The organism is Amycolatopsis sp. WQ 127309 (assembly GCF_023023025.1).
Classification (GTDB): domain Bacteria; phylum Actinomycetota; class Actinomycetes; order Mycobacteriales; family Pseudonocardiaceae; genus Amycolatopsis.
The window spans coordinates 234789-250066 of the sequence record NZ_CP095481.1 but is presented as its reverse complement, the minus strand read 5'-3'; the positions used below and the strand labels follow the sequence as shown (position 1 = coordinate 250066).

The window sequence follows — 15278 nt, the reverse complement described above, 5'->3', positions numbered from 1 at the left end:
ACAGCATCGCACAACCACCGCGGTGAGGCTACGGTTCGTACTCGGGGACCGGGTGACGGAACTGGCGTTGCCCGCCGAGGTGCCGCTGGCCGATCTGCTGCCCGCGATCCTGACCCAGTTCGGCGCCGAGACCGTCGAAGAGGGTGCGGAACACGAGGGCTGGGTCGTGCAACGGCTCGGTGAGGCGCCGCTCGACGAAGACCGGTCGCCGGCCCAGCTGAACGTGTTCGACGGCGAAAGCCTGTACCTGCGCCCGAGAGCCGACCAGCTCGCCGCCATCGACTACGACGACCTCGTCGACGGTGTCGGCGACCGGGTGCGCGAGCACCCGGGCAAGCTGACGCCGGCCCGGGTCCGGTGGATGTTCGAGCTCGGCGCCGTCGCCGTGCTGCTGTCCGGGCTGTACCTGCTGCCCGGGCCCGGCGCCGGCGCGGTCCAGGCGCAGCTGTCCGGGGTGTGCGCGATCGTGTTCGTCCTGGCCGCCGCCCTGGTCGCGCGCGGCACGGCGAACTCCCGGGTCGCGGTCGTGCTGGCCGGCGCCGGAGCGGCGTATGCCGTGCTGGCAGCCACCTTGGTGGTCGACGTCGTCGCGCCGGGCGCGGTCCCGATGGTCCGGTTCACCGCGGCGGGTGCCGGCGCGCTGCTCGCGCTCACGGCCGGGCTGGTCGCCGTCGCCGACGCGGCCTTGTTGTTCACGGGCGCGATCGTGGTGGCGATCGTGACGGTGCTCACCGGGCTGGTCGGGTCCCTCAGCCCGGCGAGCACACCGGAAGCCGCCGCGGTGGGCCTGGTCGTCGCCTTCGTCATGGGCATTTTCGTGAGCCCCACGGCCTTCCGGCTTTCGGGGCTCAGCCTGCCGATGTTGCCGACCGGGGCCGACGAGCTGGCGGAGGACATCGAGCCGATCCCGCACGAGACGGTGCTGGACCGCGGAACCGCGGTCGTGGGCTACTCCATCGCGCTGCACGTCGGGCTCGGCCTGGCGCAGGCGGTGCTCCTGCCGATGATCGTCGCGGGCGGCGGCACGTGGGGGCTGGTGCTCGCCCTGGTGTCTTCGGCGCTGCTTCTGTTGCGTTCCCGGCATCCCAGCGGCGTGGTGGAGCGGTGGTCGATGCTCGTTCCGGCCGCGGCCGGGGTGGGGGCGAGCCTGGTCCAGGTCGCGGCCGGGGTTTCCCAGGCCGAGCGGCTGCTGATCGTCGTCCCGTTCGTCGTCGTGGGCAGTGGCCTGCTGCTGTTCGGCGGGGAAAAGCTGCCCGGCAAGCGCTTGCGGCCGTACTGGGGCCGGACGGTCGAGATCCTCGAAACGGTCACCGCCATCGCGGTCCTGCCGATCCTGCTGCAGGTCCTGCACGTCTACTCCTTCATGCGGAACCTGGTGAGCTGATGAAGTCGCGCAAGGACCAGGTTCAGGCCTACTTCTTCGTGGTGGGCCGGCTCGCCGCGGCCGTGACGCACGGCAATCCGGAAGCACTGCAGGCACCCGGGCGGCGGATGGTCACCGGCACGATCTTCGGCTTCCTGATCGCCGTGCTGCTGGCGGCGGTCTTCGGGATCCTCGGCCTGTTCGTGCCCGGCACGGACACTTCGTGGCGGCAGGCCGGGAACCTCGTGATGGACAAGGACACCGGCGCGCGGTACGTCTACCTCGACGACCAGCTGCGGCCGGTCCTCAACTACTCATCCGCGCGGCTGCTGGCGCCCCGGTCCGGGGGCAAGATGTCGTCCGTCTCCGCGTCGTCGCTGAGCGGTACCCCGGTCGGCCAGCCGGTCGGCATCGCGAGTGCGCCGGACGCCTTGCCCGCGGCCGCCGATCTCGACGCCGGTGCGTGGACCGTCTGCGTCCAGCCCGCCGGCGACGGGAACAGCGCGCCCGTCGTCTCCCTGCTGATCGGCCGGCCGGCGGAGGGGACGATGACCGATCGGCAGGCGTTCCTGGTGTCCGGTCCGGACGGCACGGGTTACCTCGTCTGGAACGGAACCCGGTTGCGCGTCCCGGATCCGGTCGTGCTGGCGTCGCTGGGGTACGGCGGAATCCGGCCGGCGCCGGTGTCCACGGCCTGGCTCAACCCGATTCCCCAGGGGCCGGACCTCACGGTGCCCTCGATCGACGGCATCGGCCGCCCCGGTCCGGTCATCGGCGGCCGGCAGAGCATCGTCGGCCAGATCTACGAAGTGAAGAACGCGGCGCTGGGCACCAGCCAGATGTACCTGGTCCGGGAAGACGGCGTGGTGGCGCTCGACCGCACGGTCGCCGCGCTGCTGCTGTCCGCACCCGCGACCGCTCGGGCGTACCCGGGCGCAGCGGTGGAACCGGTCGAAGTCGGCGTCGCCGCGACGGCCGGTATTCCTTCGCCGGCCACGAACCTCGGCGCCGGCCTGCCCGCCGAACCCCCCGAAATCGTCAGCGGCCGCGACGACGTCCAGCCGTGCGTCCGGTTCGGGACCTCGGGCGAACCGGAGGAAGAACTGGTGCCGTCGGCGACGGTCCAGCGGATTTCGGTACCGGCCGCACCGCACCAGGCCGGCACTGCCGCCGATCGGGTTTCGGTCCCGGCGGGCAAGGGCGCACTGGTGGCGCCCAAGTCCGCGCCCGGGGCCGTACCCGGCCCCACTTCCCTCGTGACCGACGTCGGCATGCGTTACCCGATAGCGGGCCCCGACGTGCTCGACGCGTTCGGCTACGGGAACGTGGCAGTCACGACCGTGTCCCCGGAGCTGCTGGCCTTATTCCCCGCGGGACCGCTCTTGAGCACCGCCGCCGCTTCGGGGACCGGGGCGTGATGGTGCTCGTAAGGGGTCTCCCCCCGTGTGCGGCGGCGTGGTTCCTTCTTCGCTGGCCGCGAGTCGGAGTGTTTTACTCTTGAATTGTCGCCGGATACCGGTGAATTCATCCGCCCGGGGGCGACCCGCTGTCGGATTTCATTGCACAGGAGGATCTCGAAGATGGTTGATTCGACGAAGTTCAGCCCGGAACAAATCGGCAGGGTTTCGACCAAGCACAAGCAGACGTCTGACGACATCAGTCAGCAGCTGAACTCCCTCAAGGCGGAGATCGACTCCACCCTGGCGTCCAGCCCCAGTTCGATGACCAGGGCCCTGAGCACGACCTTCGACAACTGGGTGGAGTCGGTCCGCGGTCAGGTTCTGGGGCGCATCGACGCGATGTCGGACCTGATCGTCAAGGTGTCGGGGAACCAGGCGGCCGCGGACGAGGAGCACGGGAGCAAGCTCGCGAAGTTCTCGCCCGAAGTCGGCGGCTTCCTCGGCGGAAACTGACGATTACTCGCGGCTGACCGGCGGTCCATTAATTCTTGAAACGGAGTGGCAATGTCTGACGAGATCACATACGACTATCCGACCATCGACCTTTGTGTCAACAACATGAAGTCGAAGGCCGAATCCATCATCGCGCAGGCCGACCAGATGAAGGCGGACGTCCACGGCATCCTGCAGGGCTGGACGGGCACGTCGGCGGGTGCCTACGACGAGCAGGCCAACCAGCTGACCAACGACCTGCACACGCACGAGCAGATTCTGACGGACCTGCAGAAGTCGCTGGGGGAGGGCGCGGAGAACATGCGTCTCCAGGATCAGAAGGGCGCCGCTCAGCTGAACGGTTGACGTTGGTGCGGGCCGGGTGGGGCACCGCCCGCCGGGCGGTGCCCCACCGCCGGCCTGCTTACTGTGTCTTTTCTTCGATGTGAGGAGTTGTCGTGTCGACGAACTTCAACCCGGACGCGATCAAGGCGTCGGCGAACAACCTGGGCAAGATCATGGACGACATGAGCGCGTTCGACGCGCTGAAGCCGCAGTGGCCGAACGCGGGCAAGTTCGCGACGGCCCAGTGGCTGGAGCGGATCGTGGACGACCGCCGCAACGGCGTCGTGGCCCATGGAGAACACCTGAAGACCACTTTGGACGATCTGAAGTCGACGCTGGTGTCGATAGCGGACAACTTCCAGAACACCGACGGCGACAACGCCGCGAAGATCAAACAGAGCATCACCGGGCTGGACGCGAAGGTCTCGGGTGAGATCGCCGCCTTCGACAAGAACACCGAAGCCACCCAGCACAACTTCTCCGGCACGGCCACCCCGGACGACGGGGACGGCTACAACGACGCCGCCACCCCGGCCTGACCCGCTGGGACAGCAGCGACTGCCTTGAACAGAACTGGTCAGCCGCCACCGTTTCGCTAAGGAAGTCCTGTCATGACAGATCCGTCCGGCTCCGGCTCCTTCCTCGTCGGCGCGCACGATGAATCGTCCCCCGGCTTTGACGCTTCTCAGTACCAGAACCTCGATGACATCGAGAAAGCGACGAACGACCTCGTCTACAACAGTGATGGGGCCAAGGCCGGTCTGTCCCACTCGAGCGTCGCCGAGGCCTGGTACGACCTGCAAAGTGACCTCGACGCCGCGGTCAAGCGGATCGGCGAGGCCAACGACGCCATGGCGACTGAGGTCAAAGCGCTGCGGGACTCACTGAGCGGCGAAGCGGGCGACGCGTTCCAGGACTACGCGACGGGTGTGCTCAAGCAGAGCGAGGAACTCTACGACTCCCTGAACGGGAAGTACCCGACGGCGATCGGCAACGTCGGGCACGCCATCCAGGCGTTCGCGGCCGGCTGGTGGGACATCTTCGACGCGGCGGACAAGAAGTGGCAGGACGCCAACCAAAAGCTGTGGGACGCGGGCAAGGCCCAAGCCGACGCCGCTACGACCACTCAGGCCGCAGACGCCGCCGCGACCGACTACCAGAAGGCCTTGGACAAGCTGAACAAGGACTCCGAGGCGGAACTGCTCAAGGAGCTCCAGGGTGCTCTCAACGCGCTCTCCGGGCAGATCCAGAACCGCGGTCACGACCTGGCCCCGATCCACATCATCGACGGGCACGCCCAGCCCGGCACCGGCGTCACCTCCACTTCGTCGTACGCCGGGTCCGACCGGTTGCCGGGCGACGAGTACACACCGGCGATCCCCGGCGAGCCGGCGACGGCCGGTGCCGGGGATGTCCCGCGCACCGACGAGGAGGCGGGCCAGGCAAAGCAGACCGCCGACGATGCGGCGGCCGACCTCGACGCAGCCGCCGGCGACGGGACGGCAGACCCCGCCTCCGATACGGCCGCGGACCCGGCTTCCGGTAGCACCGACCCAGCCTCCGGCAGCACCGACCCGGCTTCCGGGAGCGCGGATCCCCAGTCCGGCAGCGAGGGCACCGATTCCGGTGCCGCGGACTCCGGTCAAGACGACCAGCAGGCCCTGGACGACGCCAAGCAGGCCGCGAACGACGCGATCGACGATCTGTCCGGTTCGGACGGCAGTGGCACGGGCAGCGACGGCAGCGGCTCCGGCGGCAGTGGCTCCGATGGCAGCGGGACGGGCGCCGACGGTAGCGGTACGGGCAGTGACGGCAGTGGAGCCGGTGGCGGGGTGCCCACGACGAGTGGTGGCGGGTCGGGCTCCGGCTCGGGTTCCGGCGACGACGCCAAGCGCAAGAAAGCTCTCGACGACGCGAAGCAGGCCGCGGACGACGCGATCGACGGCCTTTCCACCGGCCAGCCGGCCACCGAGTCGAGCGGCCCGGACGGTGAGGCGTCCGGCGACCCGGCCGCGGCGGCGAAGGACGCCGCGGGTCAGGCGATCGACGGCGTCGCGAAGCCGTCCGATTCCCCCGCTCAGCAGCAGGCGCTCGACCAGGCCAAGCAAGCCGCGCAGAAAGCGATCGACGACGCCGCGGCCGACGGCGTGACCGATCCGCAGCAGCTCGGCGACGCGGCCGGCAAGGCGATCGACGACCTGGCCGGTCAGACCGACGACCCGGCCGCGAAACAGAGCCTCGAGGACGCGAAGCAAGCGGCGATGGACGCGATCAACTCGGGTGCCGACACCCCGCGGCAGCACGCGCTGGACGACGCCAAGGCCGCCGCCGACCAGGCCATCGACGCGCTCGGTCAGCCCGGTGACTCCCCGGCGGAGACCCAGGCCCTGGCCGATGCCAAGACGGCCGTGGACAACGCCATCGACGGGCTCGGCAGCGGGGACTCCCTGCAGCAGTTCCTCGGCGCCGGAGACCAGAGCGCGGACGCCGGTGCGGCGGCCGCGGGCTCGGCGGGCCTGGACAGCTCGGGAGCGTCGTTCGACCCCGGCAGCGGGAGCTCGGGCGGCGGGAGCGTCACCACCGGCGGGGGCGGCTCCCTCACCCCGGCGGCGTCCGAGGTACCGCTGGGCCAGTTCGACACCCAGCCGGGGCAGGGCGGCGTGCCGGCCCCGGTCGCCGCGGCTACGGCCACCCCGGCGTCCGGCGTGCCCGACGCGAACGCGCTCGCCCAGCAGGCCGGCGGCATGCCGATGGGCGGCATGGGCGGCGGCATGGGCGGCATGGGTGGTGCCCAAGGGGAGAACAAGGAACGGGAGCCGCAGATCTGGCTGCAGGCCGAGCAGGGCGCCTGGGGCGATCAGGACCACGACGGCCCGCCGCACCACTCCGTGCTGGGCCGGGACTGACCCATGACCGAACCCGCACCGGCGATCGACGACCCCGCACTCGCCGGCCTCACCTTCGACCAGCTCGCCCAGCTGGTCGAGGAGGTGAGCCCGGACGTGTTCCACGACCGCGCGCCGGCCTTCGACACCGCGCTGTCGCGCATGCTGGACGTGCAAGCCGGGTTGCAGCGGGAGTCCCGGCGCCTCGGCGAACTGTGGGAGGGCGAGATCGCCGACGCCTTCGACGAGGTCTCCGGCAAGCTGAACGGCAGCATCGAGCAGACCCTGCAGTCGATGGAGAGCCCGGGCTACGGCGCGTTGCTGCACCGGGCCGGCGACGCCCTCGCCGCCGCGCAGCAGCGCTTCCGCGACCTTCGGGCGCAACCGGACCACGACCAGGACAACCAGCCCGCTTTGCAGGTCATCCGCGACCTGATGACCGCGTACCAGGAACTCGGCGGCAGCATGCCGTCCCTGCCGGAGTCGGTCCGGGCGTTACCGGGCGCGGCGGCCGGCGCGTCCGTCGGCACGGCCGGGCCGGTGAGTACGGCGGCGGACCAGTCCACCACTCCCGGGATGCCTGCCGGGCATCCGATGCGGACCGGCGCCGGGTTCGCGGCCTCGTCGACGCAGTCCACTGTGGATACCGGAGGGCCCGGCTCGCCGGACGGCGTCCTCGGTGGCCGGGGGAGCACGGCTGCCGCGTTCGGCGGCGGTCCGGGGGCGGCGGGCACCCCGAACGGTGCGCTGTTCCGGGGCGTCCCCGCGGTCCTGGGCCGAGGCACGGCGCGAGCGGCGCCCCAAGCCGTACCGTCGGCCCTGGACGCCACGGCGGCCGGGGGTGAAGAAGGCTTCGCGGGCTTCGGCATGCTGGGGAGGCCGGCGAAGGACCGGAAACGGACCAGGGACTCGCGGTCGCTCGTCGGCACCCAGGCCGCCGAAGCTGCGGCTCCCGAAGCCGCCGGCTCGGCGTCGACGGTGTCGCAGGGGTTCGAGACCGTGAGCGTTTCGCAGCCGGCCACGGTGGCGGAGCCGGCTCCGGCCGTGGCTGCGGTACCCACGACCGCGACAGCCGACGCCGTGGCGACCACGGCGACGACCGGCGCGGCGACCACGTCAGGTGCCGCGACGTCGGCCGCCGGTGCGCCGGCGACGGTGGCCACCGCGGCGCTACCGGTGATCGGTGGCGGTGCGGCGGGTGCCGCCTTCGTGAGCGTTCCCGCGGCCGCCGCGAGCAGTTCGCCGTCGGTCACGGCGGCTGTGCCGCTGTCCAGCACAGCGCCGGCGACCGGCGGCACCGCCCACACGGCGGTGCCACCCGTGAGCCCGCTCGACACGACGTCCCGCCCGGCCCCGGCTTCCGCGCCGGCCGGGGGCCAGCAGCCGGCCGGCGGCCCGGCCGGTTCCGGCGCCGCGCCACCGGCGGGCCTGGGGGGCGCGGGCATGGGCGGCATGGGCGGGATGAACCAGCCGACGCCGGGCCCACGGCAGCCGGACACGCCGTTCGGTCCCGGTCGTGATGTCTGGGACTCAGGTCAGGGTTCCGCCGTGGTGGGCCGGCGGCCGCGCACCGAAGACGTGCTGCCCGCGGAGCGGGCCGATCCCGGCTTCGACGACGAAGTGCCGGCCTGGGCGGCACTGGCCAGGTCCGATGAGCGAAGGAAGGAGAGCTGATGAGCACGGAAACCGAAGAGATCGTGGACGTCGAGGCCCCGGAGGAAAACTGGCTGCTCCTGCTGGACCCGTCCTGGGAACCCTCGGCGGAGGACGAAGAACCGCCGCTCGAGGCCGTCGTCGGGCTGTGGCCGGTGGAAGACGACGGCCAAGTCGGCAAGTTCCGCGGGAATCCCGACTACGTTCCGTCCGACGAGAACTCGCCGTCGGACCCGCTGGACGCGGTGCTGCGGCTCATGGTCCGCGGCGAAGCCGGCACCGAGCAGCTGCAGGCGATGCTGTCCGGCACCCTGCTCGACGTGGCGATGAACGGCGACGGCAGGCCGCTGGTGACGAAGTCGCCGGACAACCTCCTGTGCGCCGTGGTGACGACCGGCGAACCGCACCGGGCCCGGCTCATGTCGCCGGAATGGCACCGGACCGACCTCGCCGGCCTGGTCGAGCTGATCGGCACCGACCTCGACGTGCTGTTCAACCCGGGTGGCCCGGCCTCGGTCCGGCTGACCGGCGACTTCCTCCGGCTGACGGCCGAGCTGACCGAAGACGAGCTGGCCGCGATCCACCAGAGCTTCTCGTCGGCCGCCGAGTTCAAGACGGCCACCTGGGAACCGGCACCGGACCAGGAGGAAGAAGAGGAGGAGCCGCTGGACGAGGCCGCGCTCTGGGACGGCTCGCCGGATTCGCCGGCGTACGACCTGGAACCACCGGTGAGCGGCAAGGAACCGGACGACCGGCGGGGCGCCACGGCCTGACGGCTTTCCGCCGCGGAGACCGATCCGTCGCCGCTACTCCCCGAACCACCCCTGAGCTGGAGGCAACGGTGCCGACCCCACCGACAACCGAGGAGACCCCGCGCAAGCGGGACAAGACCCACTACCTGTACCTGGCCGTGATCGTCGCGGTGGCCCTCGGGATCCTGGTGGGTTTCCTCTTCCCCGGCTTCGCCAAGGGCCTCAAGCCCCTCGGTGACGGCTTCGTCAACCTGATCAAGATGATGATCACGCCGATCATCTTCTGCACCATCGTCATCGGCGTCGGCTCCGTCGCGAAAGCGGCCAAGGTCGGCAAAGTCGGACTGATGGCGCTGTTCTACTTCATCATCATGTCGACCTTCGCCCTGGCGATCGGCCTGGTCGTCGGCAACATCCTGCACCCGGGCACCGGCCTGCACCTCAACCCCGCCGACGTGAAGAGCGTCCAGAAGTCCGCCACCGGCGCCGAAGGCCCGGTCGACTTCCTGCTCGGCATCATCCCCAAGACCTTCGTCTCCGCCTTCACCGACGGCGAAGTCCTGCAGGCGCTGCTGGTCGCGCTGTTCGTCGGGTTCGCGCTGCAGAAGCTGGGCCCCAAGGGCGCCCCGATCCTGCGCGGCATCGAGCACATCCAGCGTCTGGTCTTCCGCGTCCTGTCCATGATCATGTGGGCCGCCCCGATCGGCGCGTTCGGCGCCATCGCCGCGGTGGTCGGCGCGACCGGCTGGGCCGCGCTGAAGAGCCTCGCCGTGATCATGATCGGCTTCTACGCCACCTGCCTGATCTTCGTGTTCGTGATCCTCGGGATCGTGCTGTGGCTCGGCGCCCGGGTGTTCATCTGGAACCTGCTGCGCTACCTCGGCCGCGAGTTCCTGCTGATCCTCTCGACGTCGTCCTCGGAGTCGGCGCTGCCGCGGCTGATCGCGAAGATGGAACACCTGGGCGTTGGCAAGTCCGTCGTCGGCATCACGGTGCCCACGGGCTATTCGTTCAACCTGGACGGCACGGCGATCTACCTGACCATGGCGACGCTGTTCATCGCGTCGGCGCAGGACGAACCCTTGTCACTCGGTTCGCAGATCGGTTTGCTGGCGTTCATGATTCTCGCCGCGAAGGGTGCGGCGGGGGTCAGTGGATCCGGGATCGCGACGCTGGCTTCCGGTCTGCAGTCGCACCGGCCGGAGCTGGTCAACGGCGTCGGGTTCATCCTCGGCATCGACCGGTTCATGTCGGAGGCCCGCGCGCTGACGAACTTCGCCGGCAACGCCGTCGCGACCGTCCTCATCGGAAACTGGACCAAGGAGTTCGACCGGGAGAAGGCAGAGCGGGTCTTCGCCGGGCAAGAACCCTTCGAGGAATACGCGCATGAGCCAGCTTGACCTCGATGAGTCCAACTGGGCGACGGGCGCCGGGATCATCGACACCGGCAACTTCCTCGCGAGCAGCATCCGGAACGAGCAGGACCACGACCGGACGGTGGTCGCCGCCCAGATCGGCATCGCCGCGGGCACGCTCGTCCTGGACGTCGCGTCGGTGGCGCTCGATCCGCTGGGCAAGCTGTTCGCCGCGGGCGTGGGCTGGCTGATCGAGCACGTCCACTTCCTGCGGATTCCGTTGGACATGCTCGCCGGCAACCCACCCGAAATCCGGCTGATGGCCGAACAACTGCACAAGCAGGCCGAGAACGTGCGCAACGCCGCGGCCGACCTGACCGCCCGAACCCGGCGGGTCACCGACGAGTGGCAGGGGGAAGCGGCGGAATCCTTCACCCACACCACGGACAGCCTGCTCGACCGCATGGGCAAATCCGGTGAAGCGCTCGACACGGCCGGGTACGTGGTCGAGACGACGATGGCGGTCATCGCCGCGCTGCGCGCCCTCATCCGCGACATCATCGCCTCGGTGATCGGCGAGATCCTGGCGATCATGGTCGTCGCGCTGGCCACGGCGTCCCTGACGTTCGGCGCGTCGATCGTCGTCGGGACCATCCGCTGCATCGCGTGCGCGGTCACGGCGACGGTCCGGATGCTGTCGAAGGTCACCAAGGCCCGCGGCCTGAGCGAGCGCGCGGCCCACCGCTTGGAGAGGCTGACCGCGTCCGGCGCGCGTCGCGACGACGCTGTGGTCTACCGCGATTGGCTCCAGGAGTACCAGCACTACGACAGCGTGCCGGTCCCGGCGGTGCCCCCGGTCGTCTCGCCGTTGCGCAAGTTCGAGGTGCCGGTGCTGAAGACCCATGAGCGCTGGCTCAACGGCCACGGTTTCGCCGACGCGCGGACGAAGTCGAGGTTCGTCGAGAACTGGCTCCGGGAACACCACCCGGAGTACTTCCGGATCGCCAAGACCATGAGCGACGCCAAGAGCAGCCTGAACTACGTCGGTCTCGCGGACAAGGCGGCCATCACGCTCGGCCGCCAGCTGACCGACATCCGCGAGCAGGCGGAAGCCGCCTGGGCGGAGTCGGACGAGCAGGCCGGCGACGGTCAGTCACCCTGACCGGCCTTGTGGAGTTCGCCGGCGATCCGCGGCCGGCGGACCTCCGTGCGATCCAGCAGTGCCAGCAGTGGCCCGGTCAGCGCGGTGGTGGCCAGTGCCATCAGCAGCAGCGCCAGGAACAGGCCCGTGGTGAGGATGCCCGCCTGGTGACCGGCCTGCAGGATGATCATCTCCGTGAGGCCCCTGGTGTTCATCATGGCCCCGATCCGCGCGGAGTCGGACCGTGACTGCCCGCCGGCCCGGCCGCCGAGGTACCCGCCGCCGAACTTGCCCAGCACGCCCAATCCCACCGCGGCGGCCGTGATCCCCCAGGGCACCGTCCCGATCCCGGTGGCGAAAACGGTCAGACCGGTGCTGATGAAGAACAGGGGCAGCAACGGTTTCGCGAGCTTCGTGGTCGACTCGATCGCGCCGTCCCACGCCGACGCCCCGCGTGGAGGCAGTGCCAGTCCGACGAGGGTGGCGCCGAAGATGACGGTCAGCCCCAGGTGCTCGGAAGTGAACCCGACGGCGAGAGCGGCCACGATCACCGACGCCGTCGCGAGCCGCGGGTGCCGGCCACTCCACGACGACCACCGCGCGGTGGCGGACCTGCCGCCCCAGGCCAGGACCGCGCCGCCGGCGGCGGTCGCCGCGGCGACGAGGAAACCGCCGGGCCGGCCGCTGTTCAGCCCGAGGGCCACGGCGAGCAGGAGCCAGGCGAGGGCGTCGGTGACGATCGCGGCCGTGAGGGACAGGCTGCCGACCTTGGTGCCGGTCATCCCGCGTTCGGTGATGATCCGGGCCAGCACCGGTACCGCGGTCACGCCCATCGCGATCGCCAGGTAGAGCGTGAAGGCGCCGGAGGGGGCGGTCCCGCGCAGCGCCGGCGAGCCGTCGAGGACCACGATCCCCGCCAGCGCGATCCCGGTGGCGAACGAGACCAGCACCGAGGCCGTCGTCACCCGCGCCGTCTCGGCCCGGTGCTTCGAGCTCAACGAGGCGCGCAAGTCCTGCACCAGGCAGGTGAGGTAGAGGATGACCGCGCCCTTGCCCGCCAGCGTGAGCACGGTGCGGATCCCGTCCATCGGGGTGCCGCTCCCGCGCCACCCGGTCAGCGCGATCACCGCCGGGCCGAGGACGAGGCCGACGCAGATTTCGCCGATCACCGAAGGAAGTCTCAGCCACCGTGCGGCCTTGCGGCCGGCCCAGCCGGCGAGGAGAGCGACGACGATCGCGAGGACGATCCAGAAAGCGGTCATGATGATCCTTTCCGGGGAAAGAAGAAGACGGTCACGAGCGCGCCCGCCGAAGCCGCACCCGCCGCGATCCACATGGCCGTGCGGAATTCTCCGAGCACCGCGACGTCGGCCCCGCCGGCGAACGAGCAGAGGGTGCCGAGCAGCGCGACGCTGATCGCCGAACTGGTCGTCCTGACCAAAGTGGTGCTGCCCGCCGCGGTGCCGGCCCGGTCCGGGGCCACCGACGACATGGCCAGGGGGGTGCTGACGGCGCTGACCAGCCCGAGCCCGATCCCCATGAGCGCGAACCAGCACCACGCCCACGGGGCCGGCGTGGTTTCCCCCATGACCGCGAAACCGGCCAGCCCGGCCAGGATGGCGAGCATTCCCGACGTGCCGGTCACGCGCCGGCCGGCCACCGCCTGGACGGCCCCGGCGGCCGCCGATGCGGCCATGGATCCGACGGCGAGCGAGACCATCGTCAGCCCGGCGTCCAGTGCGGTCTCGCCGCGCAGGACCTGCAGGTAGGTGGGGATGAGGAAGATCGCTCCCGAGAGGGCGAAGAAGATGAGCGAGATGGCGGCCGTGCCCGCAGCGAACGCCCGGTCGCGAAAGAGGGGTAAGTCGAGCACGGGGCTCTGGTGTTTCGCCGAAGTCCTGATGAGCCAGGCCGCGAGCGCGGCACTCGTGCCGAGAAAGCCGGCGACGGCGGGATCCGACCAGCCTTCCGGACCACCCGCCCGGCTCATCCCGAGCAGCAGAGTGCCGCAGCAACCGATCACCAGCAGTACTCCGTGCCAGTCGAGCCGGGTGGTCCGGGCTCGCACGGGGTCCGTCCCGCGCCAGGCGACGATCAGCGCGCAGCCGAGTGCGACGGGGATGTTGACCAGGAACGGTGCCCACCAGGCTCCCGAACCGGCGAGCGCGCCGCCGAGCACGGGACCCAGCGCGAACGACGCCCCGGGCATCGCCGCCCAGACGCCGATCGTCCGGCCGGTCCGGGCCGTCGAAGGACCGTTCTTGACGAGGGCCAATGTCGTGGCCGGGATGGCCGCACCACCGATCCCCATCACGGCGCGCCAGGCGATCAGGTCCCCGATGCCGCGGCTCAGCGCGATGCCGGCGGACGCCAGCGCGAAGAGCAGCAGACCGCCCAGCAGGACACGCCGGTGTCCGTAGCGGTCGGCCAGGAAGCCCGCGGGCAGGATCAGCGTCCCGAAAAGGATTTCGTAGGCGTTGACCGTCCACTGCAGCCCGGCCGTGGTTACGCCGAACCGCAACTGGATGGTGTGGAGGGAGACGTTGATGACGGAGTAGTCCATCATCACGAGCAGGTACGCCCCGCACGCCGCGACCAGCAGGAGCTGATCCCCGAGCGGAACCCGCACCCGGTGCCTGGCCCGGCGATGGGTCACGGTCGGCGCGGCCGTCAAGGCGTGCTCTCGCCGGTTCCGATGGCCGGGCGGGCCTCCAGCACTCCCATGCCGCTATCGAGCGTGCGGTGCCCGGTGAGGGTGAAACCCGCGCCTTCGAGCAGCCGGGTGAACTCGGCGAGCGTACGTTCGCGCCCGCCGTCGGCGCCGAAGAGGGACATCATGTACAGATCCATGATCGCGCCCATCCGCTCGGCGCCGTCGCCGAGGACGTAGTCGACGATCATCAACGTCGCGTCACCGCCCATGGCCGCGCGGCAGGTGCCCAGGATCCGGGTGACGTCTTCGTCGCTCCAGTCGTGGACCACCCGGGACAGCAGGTACAGGTCCCCGCCCGCGGGCACCTGGTCGAAGAAGTCGCCGCCCTGGGCGTTACACCTCCCGGTCAGCTGGGCCCGTGCGATCGTCGAAGCCGCTTGCGCGGCGACCGCGGGGGCGTCGAACACGATCCCGCCGGCGGACTCCGACCGGGCCAGGATGGCGCAGAGGACCGTTCCGTCACCGCCCCCGACGTCGACGAGCCGGCGATACCCACCCTGCGTGACGTGCTCGGCGAGCCCGGCCAGTTCCGCCGTGACCGCCGCGGCCTGTGACCGGTGGAAGATCGCCCGGATCTCTTCTCCGTCAGTGAGGTGGTCGAAGAAAGGTTCGCCGAACACCTCCGCGAACGCCGATTTTCCCGTGCGCACGGCCGAGGTGAGCTCGGCCCAGGCCTGACCGACGCCCAGGCCGAGCAGCAGCGCGGTCGGCGCCGCGGTCCCGGGTGTGTCGGCGCACAGCGCGGTACCGAGGCCGGTGAGGCCGTAGGCGTCGTCACCGGTGCTTTCGAAAACGCCGAAGGTGGTGAGGCCTTCGAGCAGGCGACGTGTTGCCTGCTCATGGGTCCCGAGTTCGCCCGCGATGTCCCGCACGGTTCGCGGTCCCGGCGCGAGCAATTCCGCGATGCCCAGTTCGGCGACGGCCACGAGACCACGGGAAATCAGCTGGCCGTAGAGCATCGTGCGCATCTCGAGCACGGCGGTCGATCCGAGTGGTTCAGTGCTTCGGTCGAGCAATGGACACCTCCGCGACTGTTTTGTTTGACAACCAGCGGAATAACAACCTCGAGTGGCACGTGTCAACGGTGTTCTCGCAGCTCAGGAAGCATGCTGCCCGATCGGGCATCGCATGCTCGACGGATTCACCGGCTGTTGTACGAAAAGGACCGCCAGGGTCGGC

13 protein-coding genes are annotated in these 15278 nt (G+C 70.5%); 10 read left to right on the top strand and 3 right to left on the bottom strand.

Annotated elements, in window-relative coordinates:
• Positions 1–22: 22 nt before the first annotated feature.
• From eccD to MUY22_RS01050, 10 genes are all read left to right on the top strand, one after another.
• On the top strand, positions 23–1384 hold the full coding sequence (gene eccD, locus MUY22_RS01095) for a type VII secretion integral membrane protein EccD (protein WP_247056033.1): 1362 nt from the start codon (positions 23–25) through the stop codon (positions 1382–1384).
• Positions 1384–2781: a type VII secretion protein EccB gene (gene eccB / locus MUY22_RS01090; protein WP_247056031.1), complete on the top strand. Its 1398-nt coding sequence runs from the start codon at positions 1384–1386 to the stop codon at positions 2779–2781. The genes eccD and eccB overlap by 1 nt, the downstream gene beginning before the upstream one ends.
• 162 nt (positions 2782–2943) lie before the next feature.
• Positions 2944–3276, top strand: coding sequence for a hypothetical protein (locus tag MUY22_RS01085; protein ID WP_247056029.1), 333 nt, complete (start codon positions 2944–2946; stop codon positions 3274–3276).
• A 51-nt stretch (positions 3277–3327) separates the two neighbouring features.
• Positions 3328–3621, top strand: coding sequence for a WXG100 family type VII secretion target (locus MUY22_RS01080; RefSeq protein ID WP_247056027.1), 294 nt, complete (start codon positions 3328–3330; stop codon positions 3619–3621).
• Positions 3622–3713: 92 nt separating this feature from the next.
• Entirely contained in the window at positions 3714–4139 is a 426-nt protein-coding gene (locus tag MUY22_RS01075) for a hypothetical protein (RefSeq protein WP_247056025.1), read from the top strand.
• 72 nt (positions 4140–4211) lie between these two features.
• Entirely contained in the window at positions 4212–6506 is a 2295-nt protein-coding gene (locus MUY22_RS01070) for a hypothetical protein (RefSeq protein ID WP_247056023.1), read from the top strand.
• 3 nt (positions 6507–6509) lie between these two features.
• Positions 6510–8159 carry a WXG100 family type VII secretion target gene (locus MUY22_RS01065; protein ID WP_247056021.1) on the top strand — a complete coding sequence of 550 codons (1650 nt, stop codon included), beginning with the start codon at positions 6510–6512 and terminating at the stop codon, positions 8157–8159.
• A complete protein-coding gene (locus MUY22_RS01060; protein WP_247056019.1) occupies positions 8159–8911 on the top strand; it encodes a type VII secretion system-associated protein in 753 nt (250 codons plus the stop codon). The genes MUY22_RS01065 and MUY22_RS01060 overlap by 1 nt, the downstream gene beginning before the upstream one ends.
• A gap of 68 nt (positions 8912–8979) precedes the next feature.
• Positions 8980–10290 (top strand): cation:dicarboxylate symporter family transporter, encoded by a 1311-nt coding sequence (locus MUY22_RS01055; protein WP_247056017.1) that lies wholly within the window; start codon positions 8980–8982, stop codon positions 10288–10290.
• On the top strand, positions 10277–11407 hold the full coding sequence (locus MUY22_RS01050) for a WXG100 family type VII secretion target (RefSeq protein ID WP_247056015.1): 1131 nt from the start codon (positions 10277–10279) through the stop codon (positions 11405–11407). Before MUY22_RS01055 ends, MUY22_RS01050 begins: the two co-directional genes overlap by 14 nt.
• Here MUY22_RS01050 and MUY22_RS01045 read toward each other — a convergent pair.
• The 3 genes from MUY22_RS01045 to MUY22_RS01035 are packed head-to-tail and all read right to left on the bottom strand — an operon-like array spanning position 11395 to position 15067.
• Positions 11395–12648 carry a cation:proton antiporter gene (locus tag MUY22_RS01045; RefSeq protein WP_247056013.1) on the bottom strand — a complete coding sequence of 418 codons (1254 nt, stop codon included), beginning with the start codon at positions 12646–12648 and terminating at the stop codon, positions 11395–11397. The two genes, MUY22_RS01050 and MUY22_RS01045, sit on opposite strands and share 13 nt — an antisense overlap.
• Positions 12645–14015: an MFS transporter gene (locus MUY22_RS01040; protein WP_247056011.1), complete on the bottom strand. Its 1371-nt coding sequence runs from the start codon at positions 14013–14015 to the stop codon at positions 12645–12647. The genes MUY22_RS01045 and MUY22_RS01040 overlap by 4 nt, the downstream gene beginning before the upstream one ends.
• A 41-nt stretch (positions 14016–14056) precedes the next feature.
• A complete protein-coding gene (locus MUY22_RS01035; protein WP_247063557.1) occupies positions 14057–15067 on the bottom strand; it encodes an acetylserotonin O-methyltransferase in 1011 nt (336 codons plus the stop codon).
• Positions 15068–15278 lie beyond the last annotated feature (211 nt).

What these genes read in the sequence shown, in the direction of transcription:
- eccB (WP_247056031.1), top strand. Translation starts at nt 1,384, where the DNA reads ATGAAGTCGCGCAAGGACCAGGTTCAGGCCTACTTCTTCGTGGTGGGC.
- MUY22_RS01085 (WP_247056029.1), top strand. Translation starts at nt 2,944, where the DNA reads ATGGTTGATTCGACGAAGTTCAGCCCGGAACAAATCGGCAGGGTTTCG.
- MUY22_RS01080 (WP_247056027.1), top strand. Translation starts at nt 3,328, where the DNA reads ATGTCTGACGAGATCACATACGACTATCCGACCATCGACCTTTGTGTC.
- MUY22_RS01070 (WP_247056023.1), top strand. Translation starts at nt 4,212, where the DNA reads ATGACAGATCCGTCCGGCTCCGGCTCCTTCCTCGTCGGCGCGCACGAT.
- MUY22_RS01065 (WP_247056021.1), top strand. Translation starts at nt 6,510, where the DNA reads ATGACCGAACCCGCACCGGCGATCGACGACCCCGCACTCGCCGGCCTC.
- MUY22_RS01060 (WP_247056019.1), top strand. Translation starts at nt 8,159, where the DNA reads ATGAGCACGGAAACCGAAGAGATCGTGGACGTCGAGGCCCCGGAGGAA.
- MUY22_RS01050 (WP_247056015.1), top strand. Translation starts at nt 10,277, where the DNA reads ATGAGCCAGCTTGACCTCGATGAGTCCAACTGGGCGACGGGCGCCGGG.
- MUY22_RS01045 (WP_247056013.1), bottom strand. Translation starts at nt 12,648, where the DNA reads ATGACCGCTTTCTGGATCGTCCTCGCGATCGTCGTCGCTCTCCTCGCC.
- MUY22_RS01035 (WP_247063557.1), bottom strand. Translation starts at nt 15,067, where the DNA reads ATGCGCACGATGCTCTACGGCCAGCTGATTTCCCGTGGTCTCGTGGCC.